Origin of the sequence: Polaribacter sp. (genome assembly GCF_036480315.1) — a bacterium.
GTDB lineage: Bacteria > Bacteroidota > Bacteroidia > Flavobacteriales > Flavobacteriaceae > Polaribacter.
In genome coordinates this window covers 31,459-52,945 of record NZ_JAZGGG010000063.1, presented here as the reverse complement: position 1 = coordinate 52,945, position 21,487 = coordinate 31,459, and the positions used below count along the sequence as shown (strand labels likewise).

General features: G+C 30.8%; 19 protein-coding genes, 1 tRNA gene and 1 pseudogene. 8 read left to right on the top strand and 13 right to left on the bottom strand.

The window, feature by feature from the left end; all coding sequences use genetic code 11:
* A pseudogene (locus tag V3V28_RS13350) lies at positions 1–111 on the top strand (IS982 family transposase); the annotation flags it as partial.
* Here the strand turns inward: V3V28_RS13350 and V3V28_RS14695 are convergent.
* From V3V28_RS14695 to V3V28_RS13340, 3 genes are all read right to left on the bottom strand, one after another.
* Positions 91–360, bottom strand: coding sequence for a T9SS type A sorting domain-containing protein (locus V3V28_RS14695; RefSeq protein ID WP_442957531.1), 270 nt, complete (start codon positions 358–360; stop codon positions 91–93). The pseudogene V3V28_RS13350 and the gene V3V28_RS14695 overlap by 21 nt on opposite strands.
* Positions 361–574: 214 nt before the next feature.
* Positions 575–832 carry a hypothetical protein gene (locus V3V28_RS13345; RefSeq protein WP_331365509.1) on the bottom strand — a complete coding sequence of 86 codons (258 nt, stop codon included), beginning with the start codon at positions 830–832 and terminating at the stop codon, positions 575–577.
* A 39-nt stretch (positions 833–871) separates the two neighbouring features.
* Positions 872–1,078, bottom strand: coding sequence for a hypothetical protein (locus tag V3V28_RS13340; RefSeq protein ID WP_331365508.1), 207 nt, complete (start codon positions 1,076–1,078; stop codon positions 872–874).
* Positions 1,079–1,357: 279 nt separating this feature from the next.
* Between V3V28_RS13340 and V3V28_RS13335 the strand changes: the two genes are divergently transcribed.
* The 3 genes from V3V28_RS13335 to V3V28_RS13325 all read left to right on the top strand — a co-directional run bounded on the left by V3V28_RS13335 (position 1,358) and on the right by V3V28_RS13325 (position 5,606).
* Positions 1,358–2,335 carry a pyruvate dehydrogenase complex E1 component subunit beta gene (locus V3V28_RS13335; RefSeq protein WP_331365507.1) on the top strand — a complete coding sequence of 326 codons (978 nt, stop codon included), beginning with the start codon at positions 1,358–1,360 and terminating at the stop codon, positions 2,333–2,335.
* Between the two features lie 175 nt (positions 2,336–2,510).
* Entirely contained in the window at positions 2,511–3,038 is a 528-nt protein-coding gene (locus V3V28_RS13330) for an inorganic diphosphatase (protein WP_331365506.1), read from the top strand.
* 120 nt (positions 3,039–3,158) lie between these two features.
* Positions 3,159–5,606: a sodium-translocating pyrophosphatase gene (locus tag V3V28_RS13325; RefSeq protein ID WP_331365505.1), complete on the top strand. Its 2,448-nt coding sequence runs from the start codon at positions 3,159–3,161 to the stop codon at positions 5,604–5,606.
* 51 nt (positions 5,607–5,657) lie between these two features.
* Here the strand turns inward: V3V28_RS13325 and V3V28_RS13320 are convergent, their stop codons facing one another.
* The 6 genes from V3V28_RS13320 to V3V28_RS13295 form a co-directional block, all read right to left on the bottom strand.
* Positions 5,658–6,509, bottom strand: a complete 852-nt coding sequence (locus tag V3V28_RS13320) for a biotin-dependent carboxyltransferase family protein (protein WP_331365504.1) — start codon at positions 6,507–6,509, stop codon at positions 5,658–5,660.
* Positions 6,502–7,233, bottom strand: coding sequence for a 5-oxoprolinase subunit PxpB (gene pxpB, locus V3V28_RS13315; RefSeq protein WP_331365503.1), 732 nt, complete (start codon positions 7,231–7,233; stop codon positions 6,502–6,504). The genes V3V28_RS13320 and pxpB overlap by 8 nt, the downstream gene beginning before the upstream one ends.
* Positions 7,223–7,957, bottom strand: a complete 735-nt coding sequence (pxpA, locus tag V3V28_RS13310) for a 5-oxoprolinase subunit PxpA (RefSeq protein WP_331365502.1) — start codon at positions 7,955–7,957, stop codon at positions 7,223–7,225. Before pxpA ends, pxpB begins: the two co-directional genes overlap by 11 nt.
* Before the next feature lies 1 nt (position 7,958).
* On the bottom strand, positions 7,959–9,185 hold the full coding sequence (locus V3V28_RS13305; RefSeq protein WP_331365501.1) for an Nramp family divalent metal transporter: 1,227 nt from the start codon (positions 9,183–9,185) through the stop codon (positions 7,959–7,961).
* 91 nt (positions 9,186–9,276) lie between these two features.
* The gene (pckA, locus tag V3V28_RS13300; RefSeq protein ID WP_331365500.1) at positions 9,277–10,887 is read right to left on the bottom strand and encodes a phosphoenolpyruvate carboxykinase (ATP); all 1,611 of its coding nucleotides are present in this window, start codon (positions 10,885–10,887) and stop codon (positions 9,277–9,279) included.
* A gap of 92 nt (positions 10,888–10,979) precedes the next feature.
* Positions 10,980–11,357 (bottom strand): DUF423 domain-containing protein, encoded by a 378-nt coding sequence (locus V3V28_RS13295; protein WP_331365499.1) that lies wholly within the window; start codon positions 11,355–11,357, stop codon positions 10,980–10,982.
* 73 nt (positions 11,358–11,430) lie between these two features.
* Here V3V28_RS13295 and V3V28_RS13290 point away from each other — a divergent pair, with 73 nt between their 5' ends.
* On the top strand, positions 11,431–12,801 hold the full coding sequence (locus V3V28_RS13290) for a saccharopine dehydrogenase family protein (protein WP_331365498.1): 1,371 nt from the start codon (positions 11,431–11,433) through the stop codon (positions 12,799–12,801).
* A gap of 79 nt (positions 12,802–12,880) precedes the next feature.
* Here V3V28_RS13290 and V3V28_RS13285 read toward each other — a convergent pair whose 3' ends face one another.
* The 4 genes from V3V28_RS13285 to V3V28_RS13270 all read right to left on the bottom strand — a co-directional run bounded on the left by V3V28_RS13285 (position 12,881) and on the right by V3V28_RS13270 (position 14,857).
* Positions 12,881–13,603, bottom strand: a complete 723-nt coding sequence (locus V3V28_RS13285; RefSeq protein WP_331365497.1) for a tRNA1(Val) (adenine(37)-N6)-methyltransferase — start codon at positions 13,601–13,603, stop codon at positions 12,881–12,883.
* An 88-nt stretch (positions 13,604–13,691) separates the two neighbouring features.
* Positions 13,692–13,778: transfer RNA gene (locus V3V28_RS13280), tRNA-Ser, on the bottom strand.
* The gene (gene rimM / locus V3V28_RS13275) at positions 13,777–14,301 is read right to left on the bottom strand and encodes a ribosome maturation factor RimM (protein ID WP_331365496.1); all 525 of its coding nucleotides are present in this window, start codon (positions 14,299–14,301) and stop codon (positions 13,777–13,779) included. Before rimM ends, V3V28_RS13280 begins: the two co-directional genes overlap by 2 nt.
* Positions 14,302–14,320: 19 nt before the next feature.
* Complete coding sequence (locus V3V28_RS13270) at positions 14,321–14,857, bottom strand: 30S ribosomal protein S16 (protein WP_331365495.1); 537 nt, start codon at positions 14,855–14,857, stop codon at positions 14,321–14,323.
* A 316-nt stretch (positions 14,858–15,173) separates the two neighbouring features.
* On the opposite strand from V3V28_RS13270, the gene dnaE reads away from it, so the two are divergent.
* The 3 genes from dnaE to V3V28_RS13255 are packed head-to-tail and all read left to right on the top strand — an operon-like array spanning position 15,174 to position 21,351.
* A complete protein-coding gene (gene dnaE, locus V3V28_RS13265; RefSeq protein ID WP_331365494.1) occupies positions 15,174–19,514 on the top strand; it encodes a DNA polymerase III subunit alpha in 4,341 nt (1,446 codons plus the stop codon).
* A 56-nt stretch (positions 19,515–19,570) separates the two neighbouring features.
* Entirely contained in the window at positions 19,571–20,884 is a 1,314-nt protein-coding gene (locus V3V28_RS13260; RefSeq protein ID WP_331365493.1) for a D-arabinono-1,4-lactone oxidase, read from the top strand.
* Entirely contained in the window at positions 20,884–21,351 is a 468-nt protein-coding gene (locus V3V28_RS13255) for an HAD family hydrolase (protein ID WP_331365492.1), read from the top strand. The genes V3V28_RS13260 and V3V28_RS13255 overlap by 1 nt, the downstream gene beginning before the upstream one ends.
* Positions 21,352–21,487: the final 136 nt, after the last annotated feature.

The window sequence follows — 21,487 nt, the reverse complement described above, 5'->3', positions numbered from 1 at the left end:
GGTTTTAAGACTAGAATACTCTCAAAATTAACCTCATTAACAATTATTCAATTCATTAATAAGTTTACTTTTGATAGAAATATTAACAACTTAAAAATTAGTATTATTTAAATGCACAACGGGTTCTTTGATTATTTTTCTGTTCAAAATTAAGTTATTTGTTGTGTTTATTTGTAGAAAATAGATGCCTGAAGAAAATGAGGAAATATCTATTCTTTGAAACGAATTATTAATTGAAATCAATTCTTTTCCTGAATAATCAAAAATAGATACTTTAGAAATATTGTTTTTTTGTTGATTTAATTTAAGTGAAATAAAATCTTGAACTGGTTTGGTGTAATTAGAATTTGTTGCTTTAATTCTTTATCGTTTACAGAAAGACTTTTTTCTTCAAAACCTATCGCATTTTTACAAAAAAAAAAAGATTTTGAGTTCTAATTGTAAAAAACCTTCATTTAAATCGAAGGTTAGATTGAAGTCACTTAAGATTGTATCTAAAAAAAACTTTCAATTTCACAGTTAGTGTCAAGATTAGGATTGAAACAAAGATCATCAGAAGTGATTTCCCAAATTGCTAATTTATCTTCAGAATTATTAATAACTTGTTTAAACTTAAGATTAAATGAATTCCACAAGAAATTTCTTCAACATTTTCCATAACCAACATCTCATCTGAAGAATCGTAATGAATCTTAACTTCAATCTTAAAATCATTAGGAACAGGGTTTAAAGGACAGTTGTATGTACATTCAGAAGCATCAGATATGGAAACATACCTTTTCATACTATAAAAAACTTCGCTATTAAAATAGTAAGTAATATCCTGACTCATTGCAAAACCTTCATAAGTGTTTTCTATAAAAAAAACATCTTATGGTACTTTTACAGAAAGTTCATTTATTAAATCTTTACTATGACGTTTTAACGTATAATAACTTTTTAAAACATCTGATGTATTTGTTGGAAAAGCTTTTTCAAAACCATAAATTATATATTTAGAAAAGATTTCTGTTATATAATTTTCTGTATGCGTTAATGTTACTCTATTGTTGATTGCATTTCCCTGAACAGAAGGCACATTTATAGAACTCTCTATTTTAATTATAAAACTTTGCTAATAACATATTTCTTGAGAAATAGACACTTTAGATATTTAAGAGAAAGAATAGTGTTATAAAAATTACTTTTTTCATTTGAAAAGCTTTTTACTAAAAAACAGTTTTTTAATTAAAAACGAAATCGATTGAGTAAATAATGTTCAATAAAAATATTACTTTCTAAATTTGTTTTAAAAAATTTGATATTTATTTTCTTACTTTTGCCATAGAAAATAACAATTACAATAATTTAAAACTAAATGAGAACAGTTCAATTCAGACAAGCTATTTGCGAAGCAATGAGTGAAGAAATGCGCAGAGATGAAAGCATTTATTTAATGGGTGAAGAAGTTGCAGAATACAACGGAGCTTATAAGGCTAGTAAAGGAATGCTAGATGAGTTTGGTGAAAAAAGGGTAATCGATACTCCTATTGCTGAACTTGGTTTTGCTGGTATTGCAATTGGTTCTGCCATGAATGGTAATAGACCTATTGTAGAGTATATGACGTTTAACTTCTCATTGGTAGGAATTGACCAAATTATAAACAATGCTGCAAAAATTAGACAAATGTCTGGTGGACAACTTAATTGCCCTATTGTTTTTAGAGGACCAACAGCTTCTGCTGGTCAATTAGGAGCAACACACTCGCAAGCATTTGAGAACTGGTTTGCAAATACACCAGGTTTAAAGGTTATTGTACCTTCTAATCCTTATGATGCAAAAGGTTTATTAAAAGCTGCAATTAGAGATGATGATCCTGTTATTTTTATGGAATCTGAACAAATGTATGGTGATAAGATGGAAATCCCTGATGGTGAGTACATTATACCAATTGGAGTTGCCGATATTAAAAGAGAAGGAACGGATGTAACTATTGTTTCTTTTGGAAAAATTATTAAAGAAGCTTATAAGGCTGCAGATGAATTAGCAAAAGAAAATATTTCTGTTGAAATTATTGATTTAAGAACAGTACGTCCTATGGATCATGCTGCCATTTTAACTTCAGTTAAAAAAACAAATAGATTAATCATTTTAGAAGAAGCTTGGCCTTTTGCAAGTGTTGCTTCAGAAATTACTTATAGAGTTCAAGAAGAAGCATTTGATCATTTAGATGCACCAATTAAAAGAATTACTACAGCAGATACTCCTGCACCATATTCGCCAGTATTATTTGAAAAATGGTTACCTAATTCTAATGACGTTATAAAAGCTGTAAAAGAAGTGATGTATTTATAAAAACATCATTCTAAATATATTTTAAAAGCCCTTTTTTCAATTGATGGAAAAAGGGCTTTTTTTTTGATATCAGCTTATAAATAAATTCGAAAACCATTGCGTAAATACATTTTAAAATATATTGGAGAAATTAATAGATTTATTACTTTTGCAGTAAATTAAATAGAAAAAAGACATGAGTTCAAAAGAAAATATAACTTTCGATGTTTTAATCGAAATTCCTAAAGGAAGTAGAAATAAGTATGAATACGATTTTGATTTGAATAAAATTAGATTCGATAGAATGTTATTTTCTTCAATGATGTACCCAGGAGATTATGGTTTTATTCCAGAAACTTTAGCTTTAGATGATGACCCTTTAGACGTTTTAGTTCTTGGCCATGAACCAACTTTCCCTATGTGTGTTAGTGAAGTAAAACCTATTGGTGTTTTTCATATGGCAGATGAAAAAGGGCCAGACGAAAAAATTATTTGCGTCCCAATTTCTGATCCTATTTGGAATATGAAAAATGATCTTTCTGATTTAAATCCACATAGAATTAAAGAAATTGAACATTTTTTTAAAGTATATAAAGATTTAGAAAAGAAAAAAGTTGATGTAGGTGATTGGGGCAACGCAGAAGAAGCTGTCAAAATTTATCATGAATCCGTTAAGAGATATCAAGAAAGCGAATATAAAAAGACCGATAAATTCAAGATTTAACAAAACTTATAGCTTATAATTAGCAACCTCTTAAAATTAATTTTTAAGAGGTTTTTTATTTCACGTTGATTTAACTACTTTTACAGCCGTTTTAAAAATTAATCAAATTAAATATAATCTATGGAATCAATGATGATTTATATGCCAATTGTAGCAGCCTTAATCGGTTTAGCTTATATGTGGATAAAAAAATCTTGGGTATTAAAGCAAGATGCAGGTGATGGTAAGATGGCAGAAATTTCTAGTCACATTTACGAAGGTGCTTTAGCATTCTTAAAAGCAGAATATAAGTTACTAGCTATATTCGTAATAATTGCTAGTGTTTTATTAGCAATCGTATCTCAAGTTGTAGAATCTACAAGTATATTAATTGTTGTTGCTTTTATTTTTGGAGCTGTTTTTTCTGCATTAGCAGGAAATATGGGTATGAAAATAGCGACTAAAACAAACGTTAGAACAACACAAGCAGCCAAAACAAGCTTACCGCAAGCATTAAAAGTTTCTTTTGGAGGAGGAACAGTTATGGGACTAGGTGTTGCTGGTCTTGCAGTACTTGGTTTAACAGTCTTCTTTATTATTTTCTTTAACATTTTTATGCCAAATGGTTGGACAAACACAACTGACATGACTAAAATATTAGAAACCCTTGCAGGTTTTTCTTTAGGTGCAGAATCTATTGCTTTATTTGCACGTGTTGGTGGAGGTATCTACACAAAAGCAGCAGATGTTGGTGCAGATTTAGTTGGTAAAGTTGAAGCTGGTATCCCAGAAGATGATCCAAGAAATCCTGCTACAATTGCAGATAATGTTGGTGATAATGTAGGTGATGTTGCAGGTATGGGAGCAGATTTATTTGGTTCTTATGTAGCAACAGTTTTAGCAGCAATGGTTTTAGGTAACTATATTATAGATGTAAACAATATTGACATATTTGCAGGTTTTGGTAAAATTGGACCAATATTATTACCAATGTCTATTGCAGGTATAGGTATAATTATCTCTATGCTTGGTACAATGCTAGTAAGCATTAAGAATAACGATGCAAAAGAATCTCAAGTAATGGGAGCGCTTAATAAAGGAAACTGGTTTTCAATAATATTAGTAGCAATATCTTGTTATTTTTTATGTACTTGGATGTTACCAGAAACAATGAAAATGAATTTCTTTGAATCTGATGGTAATGTATTAAAAGATATTTCAGCATTAAGAGTCTTTTATGCAACATTAGTTGGTTTGGTTGTTGGAGCTGTAATTTCTTCAGTAACAGAATACTATACTGGTTTAGGCAAAAAACCAATTTTAAATATCGTACAAAAATCCGCTACAGGAGCAGGAACTAATATTATTGCAGGTTTAGCAACAGGTATGATTTCTACTTTTCCAACAGTAATTTTATTTGCTGCTGCAATCTGGTCATCTTATGCTTTTGCAGGGTTTTATGGTGTTGCTATGGCAGCATCAGCAATGATGGCTACAACAGCAATGCAATTAGCTATTGATGCTTTTGGACCTATTGCAGATAATGCAGGTGGAATTGCAGAAATGAGTGAACAAGATCCTATAGTTAGAGAACGTACAGATATTTTAGATTCAGTTGGTAATACAACGGCTGCAACAGGAAAAGGTTTTGCGATCGCTTCTGCTGCATTAACGTCACTAGCACTTTTTGCTGCTTATGTTACGTTTACAGGAATTGACGGAATTAACATTTTTAAAGCACCTGTTTTAGCGATGCTATTTATTGGTGGAATGGTACCAGTAGTATTCTCTGCTTTAGCAATGAACGCTGTAGGTAAAGCAGCCATGGAAATGGTTTATGAAGTTAGACGTCAGTTTAAAGAGATTCCAGGAATTATGGAAGGTACTGGGAAACCAGAATATGATAAATGTGTAGCTATTTCTACTGAAGCGTCTTTAAAAGAAATGATGTTACCAGGTTTATTAACTATTGGGTTTCCTTTAGTTATAGCTTTTGTTCCAATGTTATTTGGAATGGATAATTTAATGATTGCTGAAATGCTTGGTGGTTATATGGCTGGAGTTACTGTAAGTGGTGTTCTTTGGGCAATTTTCCAAAACAATGCTGGTGGTGCTTGGGATAACGCTAAAAAATCTTTTGAAGCTGGTGTAATGATTAACGGAGAAATGACGCACAAAGGTTCTGCAGCACACGAAGCAGCAATTACTGGAGACACAGTTGGAGATCCATTTAAAGATACTTCTGGACCATCTATGAATATTTTAATTAAACTTACTTGTTTAATTGGATTGGTAATTGCGCCTATTTTAGGAGGTCATTCTTCTGATGAATCTAATATTACTAATGAAATCAAAAAAGAAATTAGAGTTGAAGTAAAAGCTGACAATAGTGAAATGGCAGTTGCAACAATTACAACTTCTAAAATTGTTAATGGAAAAGAAATAGTTGAAACAAAAACTATTGAAGGTTCTATCGAAGAAATAGAAAAGAAAGCTAAAGAAGCTGGAAAAATAGTTTCTGTTGATATAATAAAAAAAGGTAACAAAATAGTTGAAAAAGTAGAGATGGTAGTTGAATCAAAACAATAATCACTTTTAAATTACTATAAAAAAGCATCCAAATTTGGATGCTTTTTTATTTTAGAAACTTTCTAAAACAAATTTAGATGTATCATTCGTAGTTTTCTGCGCTAGCTTATTTATAGCGTTTTCAGATAACTGCAATACTCTTGGATAACCACCAGTTACTTGGCAATCTCTCATCAATACAATTAACTTTCCTGATGGTGTTAGTTGTACGGTTCCTGGTAGAACTGCACTTGTTAAAATAGAAGTCAACCTATTTTCTATTACTTCATTTAGACGATAACCCATTCGGTTATTATTTTTAGAGATTGTAAAGGTTTGCGATAATAATTGTATCTGTTGAACATCATTCAACAACTCAAATTCTGGACCTTTATAACAAGTTAATTCTTGAGAGTTGAAATGTTTTTTGTTAGTTTTAATTGAAGTATTAGTTGTTTTCAAATCAGTTCTAGAAGCTGAAATTGGTAAAAAATCATTATTCTTAACTAGAAAATTAGTAGTAATACTCTGATAAAAACTTCTACTATTTAAAACTACTTCAGTTAAAAAACCGTCAAAAACAGACAAGTAACATCGTACTCCAAAATTGATTTTACCAAAAGTCAAAACATCATCTTTATGTACTTTTATTCTTGAATTTAATGGAATGGATTTATCATTTATTTTAGGCGAAAAATGGCCGCCTGAAATACAAATAAAAGTATCTGTAAGAAATTGTAGTTCGCAACCACCAAAAGTAATTTCTAGAACAGCAATATCTAAAGAATTATTTAAAATGCTATTTGCAATATAAGCAGAATAAGAATCCATAACTCCAGAAACAGGAACACCTATTTCTGCAAAACCAACTCTACCTCTATTTTGTATGGAAGTATAAAAACCTGCTTTTAAAACTTTAATCATACATTAAAGTTTTTGTGATTTTATATTTATTTTGTTTTATTTCTTCTTCAATTTGATGAAACTCATCCAAAGAAACAGATTTGAATTTTATTTTATCTCCAGCATTGGCAAAACAAGGTTGTTCATTTTTTACATCAAAAAAGTCGATTGGAGTTAACCCAATAATGTTCCAACCACCAGCAGATTCATTTGGGTAAACACCTGTTTGTTGCCCTCCAATAGCAACAGATCCTTTTGCAACTTTTAATCTAGGGTTTGGCTTTCTATCAAAAAATATTTGTTCATTTAATCCACCTAAATATAAAAATCCTGGCAAAAAACCGATAAAGAAAATTGTATAAAATTTTTTAGAATGAAGTGCTATTATTTCTTCAATTGATAATTTAGATTTTGCAGCTATTTCTTGTAAATCAATTCCAAATTGAACGTCATAACAAACAGGAATTTCCCAAATAAAGTTTTCTTTTTTAATTATTTTACTTTTTGTTTTATAAATTGATTTTAATTCTTCAATTTCTTTAGAAAAATCAAAAATTTCTTGCTTGTATTTTATAGTTACCGAATTATAACCAACAATTAAGTCTGAATACAAATCAACTTTCTGAAATTTAATTTTCTCTTTAAAAAGTAAAATGTCATTTATAACTTTTTCATCAATAATAGCTTTCCATTCTATTAAAATAGCCTGCTTTCCAAAAGCCTTATATGTAGGTTTAAAATCCAATCTTAATTCCTTCTTTCTTTAATTTTTTTGATAAATTTTCAACAATTTCTAATGAATTCATCGTATCTCCATGAACACAAAAAGTATCTACCTTTATCACTTTTTCTAATCCAGAAATTGTTTTTACTTTTTGATTATTAATCATAAAAATAATATGATTAAAAACCTCTTCCGTTTGAGTAATTACAGCATTTTCTTTACTTCTAGAAACCAATGTTAAATTGTCATTGTAATTTCTATCTGCAAAAGCTTCATATTTAATTTTGATATTATTTTCTAATGCAATTTCCTCAATTACAGAACCATATGGAACATATAGAAAAACATCTTTTGAATACTTTTCTATTGACTTAACAAATATTTTCGCATGCTCTTCATCAACAGCAATTAAATTATACAGTGCTCCGTGAGGTTTTATATGATGCATTTTTTCATCAAAAAAAGACATTCTTTCTACAAATAAATTTAACTGATTTTCGATACTTTTTTGCAACTCTTCATGTGAAATACCTAACACTTTACGCCCAAAATTTGCTGTATCTGGAAAAGATGGATGTGCACCAATTAATACCTTATTTTCAATTGCTAATTGAATCGTTTTATCAATCGTTTTTGCATTTCCAAAATGACCTCCACAAGCAATATTACAAGAAGAAATATAAGGCATTAATAAATACTCGTTTGATATTCCTTCCCCAACATCACAATTAATATCAATCTTCATGCTATAATAAATTAAATACTTTTAAAATTCCTTTTGCACCTAAAAATACTGTGATTGCTAAAATTATAAAACCTAATATGTTTTGAGTTTTTGAATTGATAAAACTTCCTAAGACTGATTTTTTATTCATTATCCACAATAAAATTCCGGCAATTACAGGTAATAACATTCCGTTTGCAACTTGTGCAAATTTTATAATTTCGATAGGTTTTATTCCTATTGATGAAAATAAAACTCCTAAAAATAAAATAACAATCCATACAAATCTAAATTGTTTAGACTTTAATCCACCATTCCAACCCAAACAACCTTTTGCTACATAGGCTGCAGCTAAAGGCGCTGTAATTGCTGATGTTATTCCTGCAGCAAACAAACCTAATGCTAAAAAATACTTGGCAAAATCGCCATATAAAGGCGCCAATCCTTTTGCTAAATCTGCAGCGTTAGAAATATCGCCAAACGGAATAGCAGCAGCAGAAACAATAATTGCCATTGAAACCAAACCCCCTAAAATAATTGAGATAATAGTATCTTTTCTAGCTAATTTTAAATCTTCACTTTTATTCCATCTTTCTTTTACTAAAGAAGCATGTAAAAACAAATTATAAGGAACTACAGTTGTACCAATTAGTCCGATAACAGTCAGTAAACTTTTTTCTGGAAACTTCGGAATAAACATTCCTTTTAGTAATTCAAGCACATCTGGTTTGGTAACAATTGCTGTTATTAAAAATGAAATACTCATTACTAAAACCAAAGTTATCAGCGCTTTTTCTAAAAATTTATAGTTTCCAATATAGAGTAATACAAATGCAATAACACCAATTAATAAACTCATTAAATTGATAGAAATATCTCCAATATTCAAAATTGATTTTCCAAAAATGGTTTCTAAGCCTAAAATTCCACCGCTTATATTCCCTGCTTCATAAGAAGCATTTCCAACCACAATTGCCGATAAAATTAAAATGGTAATAAAATGTCTAAAAAATGGAATTTTTATTTCTTCCCTTATCACTTCAGACAATCCTTTTTGAGAAATAATACCCAATCTTGCAGCCATTTCTTGTAAAACAATGGTTGCAATTATTGAAAGTATCATTGCCCATAATAAATTGAATCCGAAATTTACACCTGCAAGCGTACAAAGTGTTACGGTTCCTGGGCCTATAAATGCAGCTGCGATTAAAGTTCCGGGACCAATGTTTTTGAATAGGTTTTTAAACATGAAATGTAATTTATCGACTAAATATACTTCTAAAAATAAAAAAACACCTCAAATTGAGGTGTTTTCTAAAAATATAATAACTAATTAATATTTAGTGTGCGTATCGTTGAGGACCACCTCTACGAATATCTTCACTTGCAACTTCTTCAAATTGCGTAAAATTATTTCTAAATGCGTTCGATAATTTAAACGCTGTTTTATAATATTCTTCATCATTGTTCCAAGTTGCTCTTGGACTTAACAATTCTGTTGGAACTCCAGGGCATGATCTTGGTTGTGCAACTCCAAAAACAGAATGAATATGATAATCTTCATATCTATAGCTTCCTAAATCTCCATTTAAAACAGCAGAAATCATTGCTCTAGTATATTTTAATGGCATTCTTCTACCAACACCATATTGTCCACCAGACCAACCTGTATTTATCAGCCAAACATTAACATTTGCATCCTTCATTTTCTTACTCAACATTTCTGCATATTTTGTAGGATGTAAAGGCATAAAAGGTGCACCAAAACAAGCAGAAAAACTTGGAGTTGGTTCTTTAATTCCTGCTTCTGTACCTGCTACTTTTGCTGTGTAACCAGAAATAAAATGGTAAGCTGCTTGGTTAGGAGTTAATTTAGAAATTGGAGGCAAAACACCAAAAGCATCTGCCGTTAAAAAGAAAATGTTCTTTGGGTTTTCACCAATAGATGGTTCTTTAATATTATCTATATGATAAATAGGATAACTAACTCTAGTATTTTGGGTAATAGAAGTATCGGCAAAGTCGATTGCTCCTTTATCATCCATCACAACATTTTCTAGTATTGCTCCTTTTTTAATTGCACCAAAAATTTCAGGTTCTTGTTCTGAAGATAAATTAATCACTTTTGCATAACAACCACCTTCAAAATTAAAAACCGTGTTTTCAGCCGTCCAACCATGTTCATCATCACCAATTAAACTTCTATCAGGATCTGTAGATAATGTTGTTTTTCCTGTTCCAGATAATCCAAAGAAAATTGCTGTATCACCATCTTTACCAACATTTGCTGAACAATGCATTGGTAACGTATTTTTGTATACCGGTAATATAAAATTCAAAGCAGAAAAAATTCCTTTTTTAATTTCACCTGTATAACCAGTTCCACCAATTAAAGCTATTTTTCTTGTAAAGTTTAAAATCGCAAAATTATGTTGACGAGTTCCATCTAATTCTGGATCCGCCATAAAACCTGGTGCATTAATTACCGTCCATTCTGGAGAAAAATCTTTCAATTCTTCTTCTGTAGGACGTAAAAACATGTTGTAAGCAAACATGTTACTCCAAGGATATTCGTTTACAACTCTTATGTTTAATTTGTAATTTTCATCTGAACATGCATAAGAATCTCTTACAAAAACCTCTTTTTCTGAAAGATAATCTGTTACTTTATTATAAAGTGCATCAAACTTAGCTGAATCAAAAGGAAGATTAATATCACTCCACCAAACTTGGTCTTTTGTAATATCATCTTTTACAATAAAACGATCTTTTGGAGACCTTCCTGTAAACTCTCCTGTATTAACAGCAATTGCTCCTAAAGAAGATTCAACCCCTTGTTCTTTTTCTAATGTTTCAGCATGTAATTCGTCTGAAGATAATTGGTAACGAATTGTTGCATTTTTGATTCCTAGATTATTTAACGAAATCGATTTCGTATTTGTACCTACCATATCAATATTTTTTGTTGTGTTTTGTTATTCTGCAAAATTAGACAATATTTTTTTACAGAAGAATTATTTTATGTTTTTTTACAAATAACTTATTATTTTGTTATTTTCTTTTTGAAATATACCATCATAAAAAACCAACCAATTATAAGTAACAACCCACCAATTGGAGTGATAAACCATATAGATTTAGCTGTTATTCTGGTTAATTGAATCGCGTAAATAGAACCCGAAAAGAATATAATTCCTAAAAAAAAAATATAGCTTAAGATATTTTTCTGTTTTATTGAAAACCCATCATATGTATTTATAAATAACAGTACAATTACATGATACATTTGGTAACGAACAGCGGTTTCAAAGCTTAATATTTGTTCTGAAGTTAAAATTTCTTTTAAAGCATGTGCACCAAAAGCACCTAAAATAATTGCTAACATTCCTAAAAAACAAGTGATTATTAAATTTTTAAACATTTTTAATGGTTTTTGTTAAATTTTAAACAATTGATGTATCTTCGTATTCAATACAAAAATACATTTTTATTATATGAAAAATATTCTAATAGTTGGTGCAGGAAAATCGAGTTCTTCTTTGATAAAATATTTACTAGATAAATCTGATGAAGAAAATCTATTTTTAACTATTGGAGATATTTCAACAGAAAATGCGAATAAGCTCATCAACAATCATAAAAATGCAACAGCAATTATTATAGATGTTTTTGATAAAAAGCAACGTGAAGAAAACATAAAAAAAGCAGATATTGTTATTTCTATGTTGCCCGCCAGATTTCATTTACAAGTAGCTAAAGATTGTATTTCTTTTGATAAACACATGGTAACTGCCTCTTACATTTCTGATGAAATGAAAGCGATAGATGCTGATGCAAAAAAGAAAGGCTTGGTTTTTATGAATGAAATCGGGCTAGATCCTGGCATCGACCATATGAGTGCAATGCAGGTAATTGATAGAATTAAAGATTCCGGAGCAAAAATGCTACTGTTTGAATCTTTTTGTGGTGGAATTGTTGCTCCTGAAAGTGACAACAACTTATGGAATTATAAATTTACTTGGAACCCAAGAAATGTAGTTTTAGCTGGCCAAGGTGGTGCAGCAATGTTTATTCAAGAAGGTACTTACAAATACATTCCGTATCATAAACTATTTAGAAGAACAGAGTTTTTAAAGATTAATGGAAGCGGTAATTTTGAAGCCTATGCAAATAGAGATTCACTTAAATACAGAAGTGTTTACGGATTATATGATATACCTACAATGTATAGAGGAACCATTAGAAAAGTAGGCTTTTCTAGAGCTTGGAATATCTTTATACAGTTAGGAATGACAGATGATTCTTATACAATAGAAGAATCTGAAAACATGAGTTACAGAGATTTTGTTAATTTATTTTTAGCATATTCTCCATCTGATTCTGTTGAATTAAAATTACGTTCTTACTTAAAAATAGACCAAGATGATGTAATGTGGGCAAAATTAGTAGAGTTAGATATTTTTAATCCTAATAAAAAAATAGGTTTAAAAAATGCGACTCCAGCTAAAATGCTTCAAAAAATATTAGAAGATTCTTGGACTTTAGAAGAAAACGATAAAGATATGATTGTGATGCAGCATCTTTTCGGTTATGAACTTGAAGGAAAAAAACATCAAATAGAAAGTAGTTTAATTGTTATTGGTGAAAACCAAACATACACAGCAATGGCAAAAACGGTGGGATTACCTGTTGGAATTGCAGCTTTAAAAATTTTAAAAGGAGAAATTAAAACTCCTGGAGTTCAACTACCAATTACCAAAGAAGTGTATGAACCAATTTTAAAAGAATTAGAAAATTACGGCGTAATCTTTAAAGAAAAAGAAGTTTCATATTTAGGGTATAATCCTAACAATGTGATTGGGTAAAACTTTAGTAATTCCGAGGCACAAATCGATTTTACTTATTAATCAGAGATTGCTTCGTGTCTCTAAATGACAAGAAAACCTACATTTTCAAATAAAAGTCCTTCGTCAAATTAATATAATCTAAGGTGTATTCATGACGAGCAATTTCAATAACTAAACTTTCTTCTTTTATATCAAATTTATTAAATGAAAACTCCAACAAACTTCTTTTAATTTCTGAAGTTTCAGCTCCTTGAACTCTACAAACTCCATTTAAAAACAAATTTTTCTCATTTGCAAGATTGATAAAACCTGCTTCTTCTTTAAAAGGAATAACAACTGCAAATTTTCCGTTTTCTGATAGAATTTTAGAAACCCCCACAATTAATTCTTCAAAAGATAGTGAAGAAGTAAAACGCGCTTTATTTCTAGATTCATCTTTAGATTCAAACGCATCAGTATAAAAAGGCGGATTAGAAACGATTAAATCATACGTTTCTTCTTCTTCCGAAATTTCATCAGCAAATTCTTGAAAAGTAGCATTGTAACAATACAAACGATCTCCCCAATCAGAATTTTCAAAATTAGCGACAGTTTGTTCATATGCATTTTCATCAACCTCAACAGCATCAATTGTCATAGCATCCGAACGCTGTGCAATCATTAAAGAAATAACTCCAGTACCAGAACCAATATCCAAAATAGTATCGGGATATTCACCCACAGAACACCAAGCACCTAGCAAAACAGCATCTGTACCTACTTTCATCGCAGTTTTATCTTGATGGATTGTAAACTCTTTAAATTTGAATGGTTTAGACAAAATGAAATAATTTTTAAACAAAAAACCCCATGCAACTAAACACAGAACTTTTAAAACTTTTTACTTTTAAACTTTAATTACTTTTTTGCAGAAAGGAAGGGATTCGAACCCTCGGTACCGTTGCCAGTACACTACCTTTCCAAGGTAGCTCTTTCGACCACTCAGACACCTTTCTAAATATACAAAGCTATAAGACCTTCTGGCGCTTCAACTTGTACTATTTTGTTTTCTCTGTCTATTTTCTTAATAAAATCATCAACCATAGGAATAAATATTTCTGTTCCATCTCTGTCAATTTCAAAAAGTGGTTGTGCAGCTTTATCGTTTATATGAACAATCTGTCCTACTTCTCCAAAACTAGCGTCAACAACTGTAAAACCAATAACTTCATGATAATAAAATTTATCACCAGTTAATTTAGGCAACATTGTTGAAGGTAAATAAATACCAGATTTTAAAATAGAATCTGCTTCCTCTTCAGAATACACATCTTCAAACTGAACACGTAATTGATTTCCTTTATGAAGTGAACTTTTTTCAATAAAAAATGGAACCAGATTATTGCCTAAATCGACATAAACTGATTCCATTCCTGTGTACAACTCCGGTTCGTCGGTATCTAATTTGATAACAACTTCACCTTTAAAACTATATTTTGTAACGATTTTGCCTAAATAAAAACAATCTTCTTTACGCATCTTCGTCTAAATTTATAATTTATTCTGCTGCTTTTTCTTGAGCTTCATCAATAGTTTCTGGAGCCGCTTCTGCAACTTCTTCAACTACTTCTGCAACTTCTTCAACAACTGGTTTAGCTGCTTCAATTCTTGCTTCGTTAACTGCTTTTTCTGCTGCTAATGCTGCTGCTTTCGCATCAGATTGAGCTTTAGATAATCCAGCTTCCTTATCAGAAATTTTAACTGCTTTTGCTTCTACCCAAGCTGCAAATTTAGCATCTGCTTGTTCTTGTGTTAAAGCACCTTTTCTAATACCACCAACTAAATGGTTCTTTAACATTGCACCTTTGTAAGATAAAATGTTTTTTGCAGTATCAGTTGGTTGTGCACCATTTTGTAACCATTCTACAGCTTTATCAATATTTAAATCAATAATTGCAGGGTTAACGTTAGGATTGTAAGTACCTATTTTTTCTAAGTACCTACCATCTCTTTTTGCACGAGCATCAGCGGCAACTATCCAATAGAATGGTTTCCCTTTTTTACCGTGTCTTTGTAATCTAATCTTTACAGACATAATTTGTTAATTTGTTAAGGTTCTCGACCTTGGTTATTAATAACCTTACCATCTCGTAGTAAGTGGGCGCAAAAATACAAAACCTTTTTAAACTAAAACCCTAATTATCAATATTTTTTAGGGCGTTCGGGCGGGCTTTCACTACTCGCTTTTTTTCGCACCTCAAAAAGAGCTCAAACACGCCGTTCAATCCCTAACGCACTTACTCGAATGTAATCAACAATCGTTAATAACTTACTACTAAAAACGATGAAAAAAAATGTAAATTTACACTCCGTTTTAAACAAATAAACTCATCAACAAATAAACATTTTCCATGTACTTAATTTTTGATACTGAAACCACTGGTTTACCTAAAAGTTGGAATGCTCCAATTACAGATACAGACAACTGGCCTAGATGTGTTCAAATTGCATGGCAATTGCATGATGAAATGGGAAACGTATTAGAACACAACGATTTTCTAATAAAACCTGATAATTATAACATTCCTTATGACGCAGAAAGAATTCACGGAATTTCTACTGAATTAGCGGAAGAAAAAGGAATTTCTTTAGACGAATGTTTAGTCTTATTTAATGAAGTTTTAGGTAAAACAAAATTTATTGTTGGTCAGAATTTAAATTTCGACCTTAACATTATGGGGTGTGAATTCCATAGATTAGGTGTTGAAAACAAAATGACTTCCCTTCCTGTTTTAGATACTTGTACAGAAAAAACGGCATTAATGTGCCAGATCCCTGGAGGTCGTGGAGGAAAATTTAAACTACCAACCTTAACAGAATTACACAATCATTTATTTGCTATTGGCTTTGGTGATGCCCATAATGCAACTGCCGATGTTGAGGCAACAACACGTTGTTTTTTAGAGTTAATTCGTTTAAGAGAATACACCAAAGAACAATTAGATGTTGATGCAGATTATTTCAAGAATTTCTCGGAAACAAATCCGAAGCCGATTCAAGTAATTGGTTTAAAACACATCAATCTTAAAAAAGAAAGCGAAAAAATTCGCCAGCGATTAGAGAAATTAAAAGACACCGTAGATACACAATCTACTTCTGTTGGCTTAGATGAATTAAAAGACGTACAGTTTTCTCATTTACATAATCATACACAATATTCTGTTTTACAATCTACCATTCAACTTGGTAATATGGTTAAAGCTGCTGCAAAGGACAATATGCCTGCAGTTGCAATGACAGATACTGCAAACATGATGGGATCTTTTCATTTTGTAAATGCTGTTTTAAATCACAATAAAAACGCAGAAACTCAAATGAAACCGATTGTTGGTTGTGAGTTTAATATCTGTGAAGATCATAAAAACAAGTCGCAAAAAGACAATGGTTATCAAGTTGTTTTATTAGCAAAAAATAAAAATGGGTATCACAATTTAGCAAAAATGTCTTCGGCAGCTTTTGTGGATGGTTTTTACTATGTTCCAAGGATTGACAGAGCACTTGTAGAAAAATACAAAGAAGATATTATTGTTTTAACAGGGAATTTATATGGTGAAGTACCAAGTAAAATTCTAAATCTTGGAGAAAAACAAGCTGAAGATGCTTTAATCTGGTGGAAAGAACAATTTAAAGATGATTTTTATATTGAGTTGATGCGACATAATCAACAAGATGAAAAAATTGTAAATGAAACTTTATTAAAATTTTCTAAAAAGCACGATGTTAAAGTTATTGCTACAAATAACACCTTTTATTTAGAGAAGAAAGATGCAAATGCACATGATATTTTATTATGTGTAAAAGAGGGTGAAAAACAAGCAACACCAATAGGTAAAGGTCGTGGTTACAGATATGGCTTACCTAACCAAGAGTATTATTTCAAATCTTCTGATGAAATGAAAACACTCTTTTTAGATATTCCTGAAGCAATTACCAATATTCAAGAAATTGTAGATAAAATTGAAATTTTCACATTAGCAAGAGACGTTTTATTACCTGCTTTCGATATTCCTGATGAATTTAAAGATGTTGCAGATGAAGAAGACAAAGGAAAACGTGGCGAGAATAATTTTCTAAAACACTTAACTTTTGTTGGTGCAAAAAAACGCTATGGAGAAATTACAGCATCTATTAAAGAACGTTTAGATTTTGAATTATCCGTAATTGAAAAAACAGGATATCCAGGTTATTTCTTAATTGTGGAAGATTTTATCCGCGAAGCAAGAAAAATGGATGTTGCTGTTGGTCCTGGGCGTGGTTCTGCCGCTGGTTCTGTAGTTGCCTACTGTCTTTGGATTACAAATATTGATCCTATTAAATACGATTTACTTTTTGAGCGTTTCTTAAATCCAGAACGTGTATCAATGCCCGATATTGATATTGATTTTGATGATGAAGGTCGTGGTAGAGTTATGGATTATGTAATTAATAAATATGGTGCAAATCAGGTTGCACAAATTATTACTTACGGAACAATGGCTGCAAAATCTTCTATTAGAGATACCGCCAGAGTTCTAGATTTACCACTTTTTGAAGCTGATAGAATTGCAAAACTAATTCCTTTAATTAAACTGAAAAATATTTTTGGTGACGATGCAAAAAGTAAAGGAAAAGTAGATGGTTTAAGAGCAGAAGACAAACAATTAGTTGAAGAGCTTAAAAACTTATCTTACGGAGATGATTTAGTTTCAGAAACCATTAACAAAGCAACTATGCTTGAAGGCTCTGTTAGAAATACAGGAATTCATGCATGTGGAGTTATTATTACCCCAGGTGACATTACCAATTATGTACCAGTTGCCTTAGCAAAAGATTCTGATATGTATGTTACCCAATTTGATAATTCTGTTGTAGAAGATGCAGGTTTGTTAAAAATGGATTTCTTGGGTTTAAAAACACTGACCTTAATTAAAGATACTGTTAAAATTGTAAAAGCAAAACATAATGTTGATTTAGATCCTGAAACTTTTCCTTTAGATGACGAAAAAACGTATGAATTATTCCAAAAAGGAGAAACTGTAGGTATTTTTCAATATGAATCTCCAGGAATGCAAAAACACATGCGTTCATTAAAACCAACAGTTTTTGCAGATTTAATTGCAATGAATGCTCTGTATAGACCTGGACCGATGGAATATATTCCATCTTTTATTAATAGAAAACACGGAACAGAAGATATTGAATATGACTTACCTGCCATGGAAGAATATTTGGCAGAAACTTACGGAATTACGGTTTACCAAGAGCAAGTAATGTTACTTTCTCAAAAATTGGCAGATTTCACCAAAGGTGAAGCCGACGTTTTACGTAAAGCGATGGGTAAAAAACAGATTGCGGTTCTTGATAAAATGAAGCCAAAATTTATAGAACAAGCAGCTGCAAAAGGACATGATCCAGAGAAACTAGAGAAAATTTGGAAAGATTGGGAAGCCTTTGCTAGTTATGCCTTTAACAAATCTCACTCTACATGTTATGCGTGGATCGCTTATCAAACTGCATATTTAAAAGCGCATTATCCTGCAGAATATATGGCTTCTGTGCTTTCTAATAATATGAAAGACATTAAAGCTGTTTCCTTCTTTATGGAAGAATGCAAACGAATGGAGTTACCTGTTTTTGGTCCAGATTTAAATGAATCTTTTTTAAAATTTTCTGTAAATGATGAAGGAGCTGTTCGTTTTGGAATGGCTGCAGTAAAAGGTGTAGGAACTGGTGCCGTAAAAGCAATTATAGATGAAAGAAAAGAAAACGGTAACTATACTTCTATTTTTGATTTAGCAAAACGTGTGAATTTACGAGCTGCTAATAAAAAATCTTTTGACAGCTTGGTAAAAGCAGGCGCTTTTGATTCTTTTATAGATACACACAGAGCTCAATATTTTGCTACAGATGAAAAAGGGCTAACCTTTTTAGAACGCGCTATGAAATTTGGAAGTAAATTTCAAGAAAATGAAAATTCCGCACAAGTTTCTATGTTTGGTGAAGCTTCAACAGTTCAATTTCCTGAACCAGATATTCCTGAATGTGAAACTTGGGGAACCATGGAATTGTTATCACAAGAAAAAGAAGTTATTGGTATTTATATTTCTGCGCATCCTTTAGACGATTTTAAAAATGAGTTAAAATTTTGCAATGCTTCTTTAAAGTATTTTAAAGCAGATTTAGAAAAATTTGTAAATATGAATTTGGCTTTTGCCGCTATTATTACAGATGTACAACACAGAGTTTCTAAAGCAGGTAAAGGTTGGGCAATGTTTACAATGGAAGATTATGGAGATAGCCACGAATTTAGAATTTTTGGTGAAGATTATTTAAGAATGAAACATTTTTTAGTGCCAAATTCTTTCTTATTTGTGCGTTCTACGATACAAGCTGGTTGGATGAATAAAAACACGGGAGTTATGGGTGAACCAAGATTAAAGTTTACAGAAATGAAATTGTTACATGACATTATGGATGAACTCTGTAAAAAAGTGACCATACAAATCTCGTTAGAAGAAATTAATGCAAAAACAATTTTAAATTTAGAAACAATTCTAAAAAACAAACCTGGTAAACAAAGTTTGAATTTTACAGTTTGGGATGAAAAAGAAAAATTAGAAGTGAGTTTACCAAGTAGAAATACAAAAATTCATATTTCTAATGAGTTATTAGCAACTTTAGATAGCCAGCAAATTGCTTATAAGTTGAATTAATTCTTAAACGTAAAAGAAAAAACATACATTTTTCAGAAATATAAAATCATTACTAATTGAAACAAAATAAAAATGGAGTTTGGACTAGTTGGAACGAAAATATAACCTACAATTACAAATCTCTTTATAAAGTTATTTCTGAAAAAGAATTACAAGAAGTTGTAAAAAAATCAGATAAAATACGCGTTTTTGGAAACAAGCAATCCTCTGCAGACATTGCCTCTGGCGCAGCAACTTTAATTGATATTAGAAGTTATAATAAAATAATATCCTTTAATGATTCAGAAAAAACAATTACTGTTCAATCTGGAATTATTTTAGGAGATTTATTAGAAACCATAGAAGAAAAAGGTTGGTGTATACCTTGTTTACCAGACATCAACACAATTACAATTGGTGGAGCTTTAGCTACAGGAACTCACGGAACAAGTGGTCATTTATTATCTGAATACATGATAAAATGTAAAATTGTTTTGGCTGAAGGTTCTATCAAAGAAATTACAGAAACAGATGAGTTAATAAATGCGGTTAGAGTTTCTCTAGGCGTCTTAGGGGTTCTTTCTGAAGTTACTTTTAAATGTGAACCTATTTACACATTACATATAAAAGAAGGCCCCGAAAATGATACTGAATGGTTACCTAAAATAAAAGAACGTTTAAAAAAACACGCTTTTTTAAGAATTTTATGGCTTCCACATACTGACAAAGGTTATGTTATTACTGGTGATAAAATAGATTCGAACAAAGAAATTACAGAAGATTTAGGTTCTGAATTTTTGAAACATCGAAGAAAAGCATCTAAAATATTATACAAATACACACACGTTTTTCCTTGGTTTACAGCAATTGCCAATAAACTTTTATATAGAGGTTTTTTCAGTTCTACAAAAGAACACAAAGGTTCTTTATACCTAGCAACTGTAACAAAATCTAGAGGTTCTACTTTAGAGTTAGCAGAATGGACTATTGGTTTAGATATATTTCCAACAGTTTTTGAGGAACTAAAAACTGAAATTAATAAATGGTCCAACAAATCATTTATTCATATTCCTATGGATATCCGTTTTGTGTATAAAGACAAATCTTGGTTAAGTTATGCTTATAAACAAGATACTGTAACAACGGGATGTGTTTCTAGAAATGCCGCAACGGCAGATACTTATGAAGCTTTTAAGAGTATTGAGAAAATCTTTCTAAAACACGGAGGAAAACCGCACTGGGCAAAACGTTTTGTTGCAAAAGATATAGAACTGTCTAAAGTATATGATAAATGGGAAGATTTTAAAGCTTTAAGAAGAGAACTAGATCCTACTAATAAATTTTTAAATCCGTATTTAACGGAAATTTTTAACGAGAAAACAAGTAACTAATGGAATTACCAAAAGGATTTTTATTTGATTTTGATGGTGTTGTTGTAGATAGTTTCGAAAGCCATTATTCTGCTTGGACTTCTGCTTTTAAAGAATTATTTGATGCAGAAATAGTTCCATTTCCTAAATCTCATGCAGGGAAATCTCCAATGATTATTGCTGAATATTTTTGTAGTGTAATTGGTAAAGAGGAACTTACTGAAGAATTGTATTTTCTAAAAGATAAACATCTAGATGTACATTTTAAAGTTCCTAAATTACTACCTGGAGTTAGAGGGTTTACTCGCTTTTTATCCGAAGAAAAAATACCTTACGGAATTGCGAGTAATGCAACAAAACAGTTTTTAAAAAATAGTGTTCATCATTTAAAATTAAACTTTACAACAGTTTTTGGTGTTCAAGATTATGTAAAACCTAAACCTGCACCAGAAGCCTATATTTTACTGGCAGAAAACACTTGGATTTAAAGAAAATGATTTTAAAAATATTTGGGTTTTTGAAGATAGTTTAACCGGAACAAAAGCAGCAAAATTAGCAGGAATGATTCCTATTGGAGTTTCAACACAATTTTCTGAAGTAACATTAAAAGAAGTAGGAAGTGTT

What these genes read in the sequence shown, in the direction of transcription:
- V3V28_RS13345 (WP_331365509.1), bottom strand. Translation starts at nt 832, where the DNA reads ATGAGTCAGGATATTACTTACTATTTTAATAGCGAAGTTTTTTATAGT.
- V3V28_RS13335 (WP_331365507.1), top strand. Translation starts at nt 1,358, where the DNA reads ATGAGAACAGTTCAATTCAGACAAGCTATTTGCGAAGCAATGAGTGAA.
- V3V28_RS13330 (WP_331365506.1), top strand. Translation starts at nt 2,511, where the DNA reads ATGAGTTCAAAAGAAAATATAACTTTCGATGTTTTAATCGAAATTCCT.
- V3V28_RS13325 (WP_331365505.1), top strand. Translation starts at nt 3,159, where the DNA reads ATGGAATCAATGATGATTTATATGCCAATTGTAGCAGCCTTAATCGGT.
- V3V28_RS13320 (WP_331365504.1), bottom strand. Translation starts at nt 6,509, where the DNA reads ATGATTAAAGTTTTAAAAGCAGGTTTTTATACTTCCATACAAAATAGA.
- pxpA (WP_331365502.1), bottom strand. Translation starts at nt 7,957, where the DNA reads ATGAAGATTGATATTAATTGTGATGTTGGGGAAGGAATATCAAACGAG.
- V3V28_RS13305 (WP_331365501.1), bottom strand. Translation starts at nt 9,185, where the DNA reads ATGTTTAAAAACCTATTCAAAAACATTGGTCCCGGAACTTTAATCGCA.
- pckA (WP_331365500.1), bottom strand. Translation starts at nt 10,887, where the DNA reads ATGGTAGGTACAAATACGAAATCGATTTCGTTAAATAATCTAGGAATC.
- V3V28_RS13295 (WP_331365499.1), bottom strand. Translation starts at nt 11,357, where the DNA reads ATGTTTAAAAATTTAATAATCACTTGTTTTTTAGGAATGTTAGCAATT.
- V3V28_RS13290 (WP_331365498.1), top strand. Translation starts at nt 11,431, where the DNA reads ATGAAAAATATTCTAATAGTTGGTGCAGGAAAATCGAGTTCTTCTTTG.
- rimM (WP_331365496.1), bottom strand. Translation starts at nt 14,301, where the DNA reads ATGCGTAAAGAAGATTGTTTTTATTTAGGCAAAATCGTTACAAAATAT.
- V3V28_RS13270 (WP_331365495.1), bottom strand. Translation starts at nt 14,857, where the DNA reads ATGTCTGTAAAGATTAGATTACAAAGACACGGTAAAAAAGGGAAACCA.
- dnaE (WP_331365494.1), top strand. Translation starts at nt 15,174, where the DNA reads ATGTACTTAATTTTTGATACTGAAACCACTGGTTTACCTAAAAGTTGG.
- V3V28_RS13255 (WP_331365492.1), top strand. Translation starts at nt 20,884, where the DNA reads ATGGAATTACCAAAAGGATTTTTATTTGATTTTGATGGTGTTGTTGTA.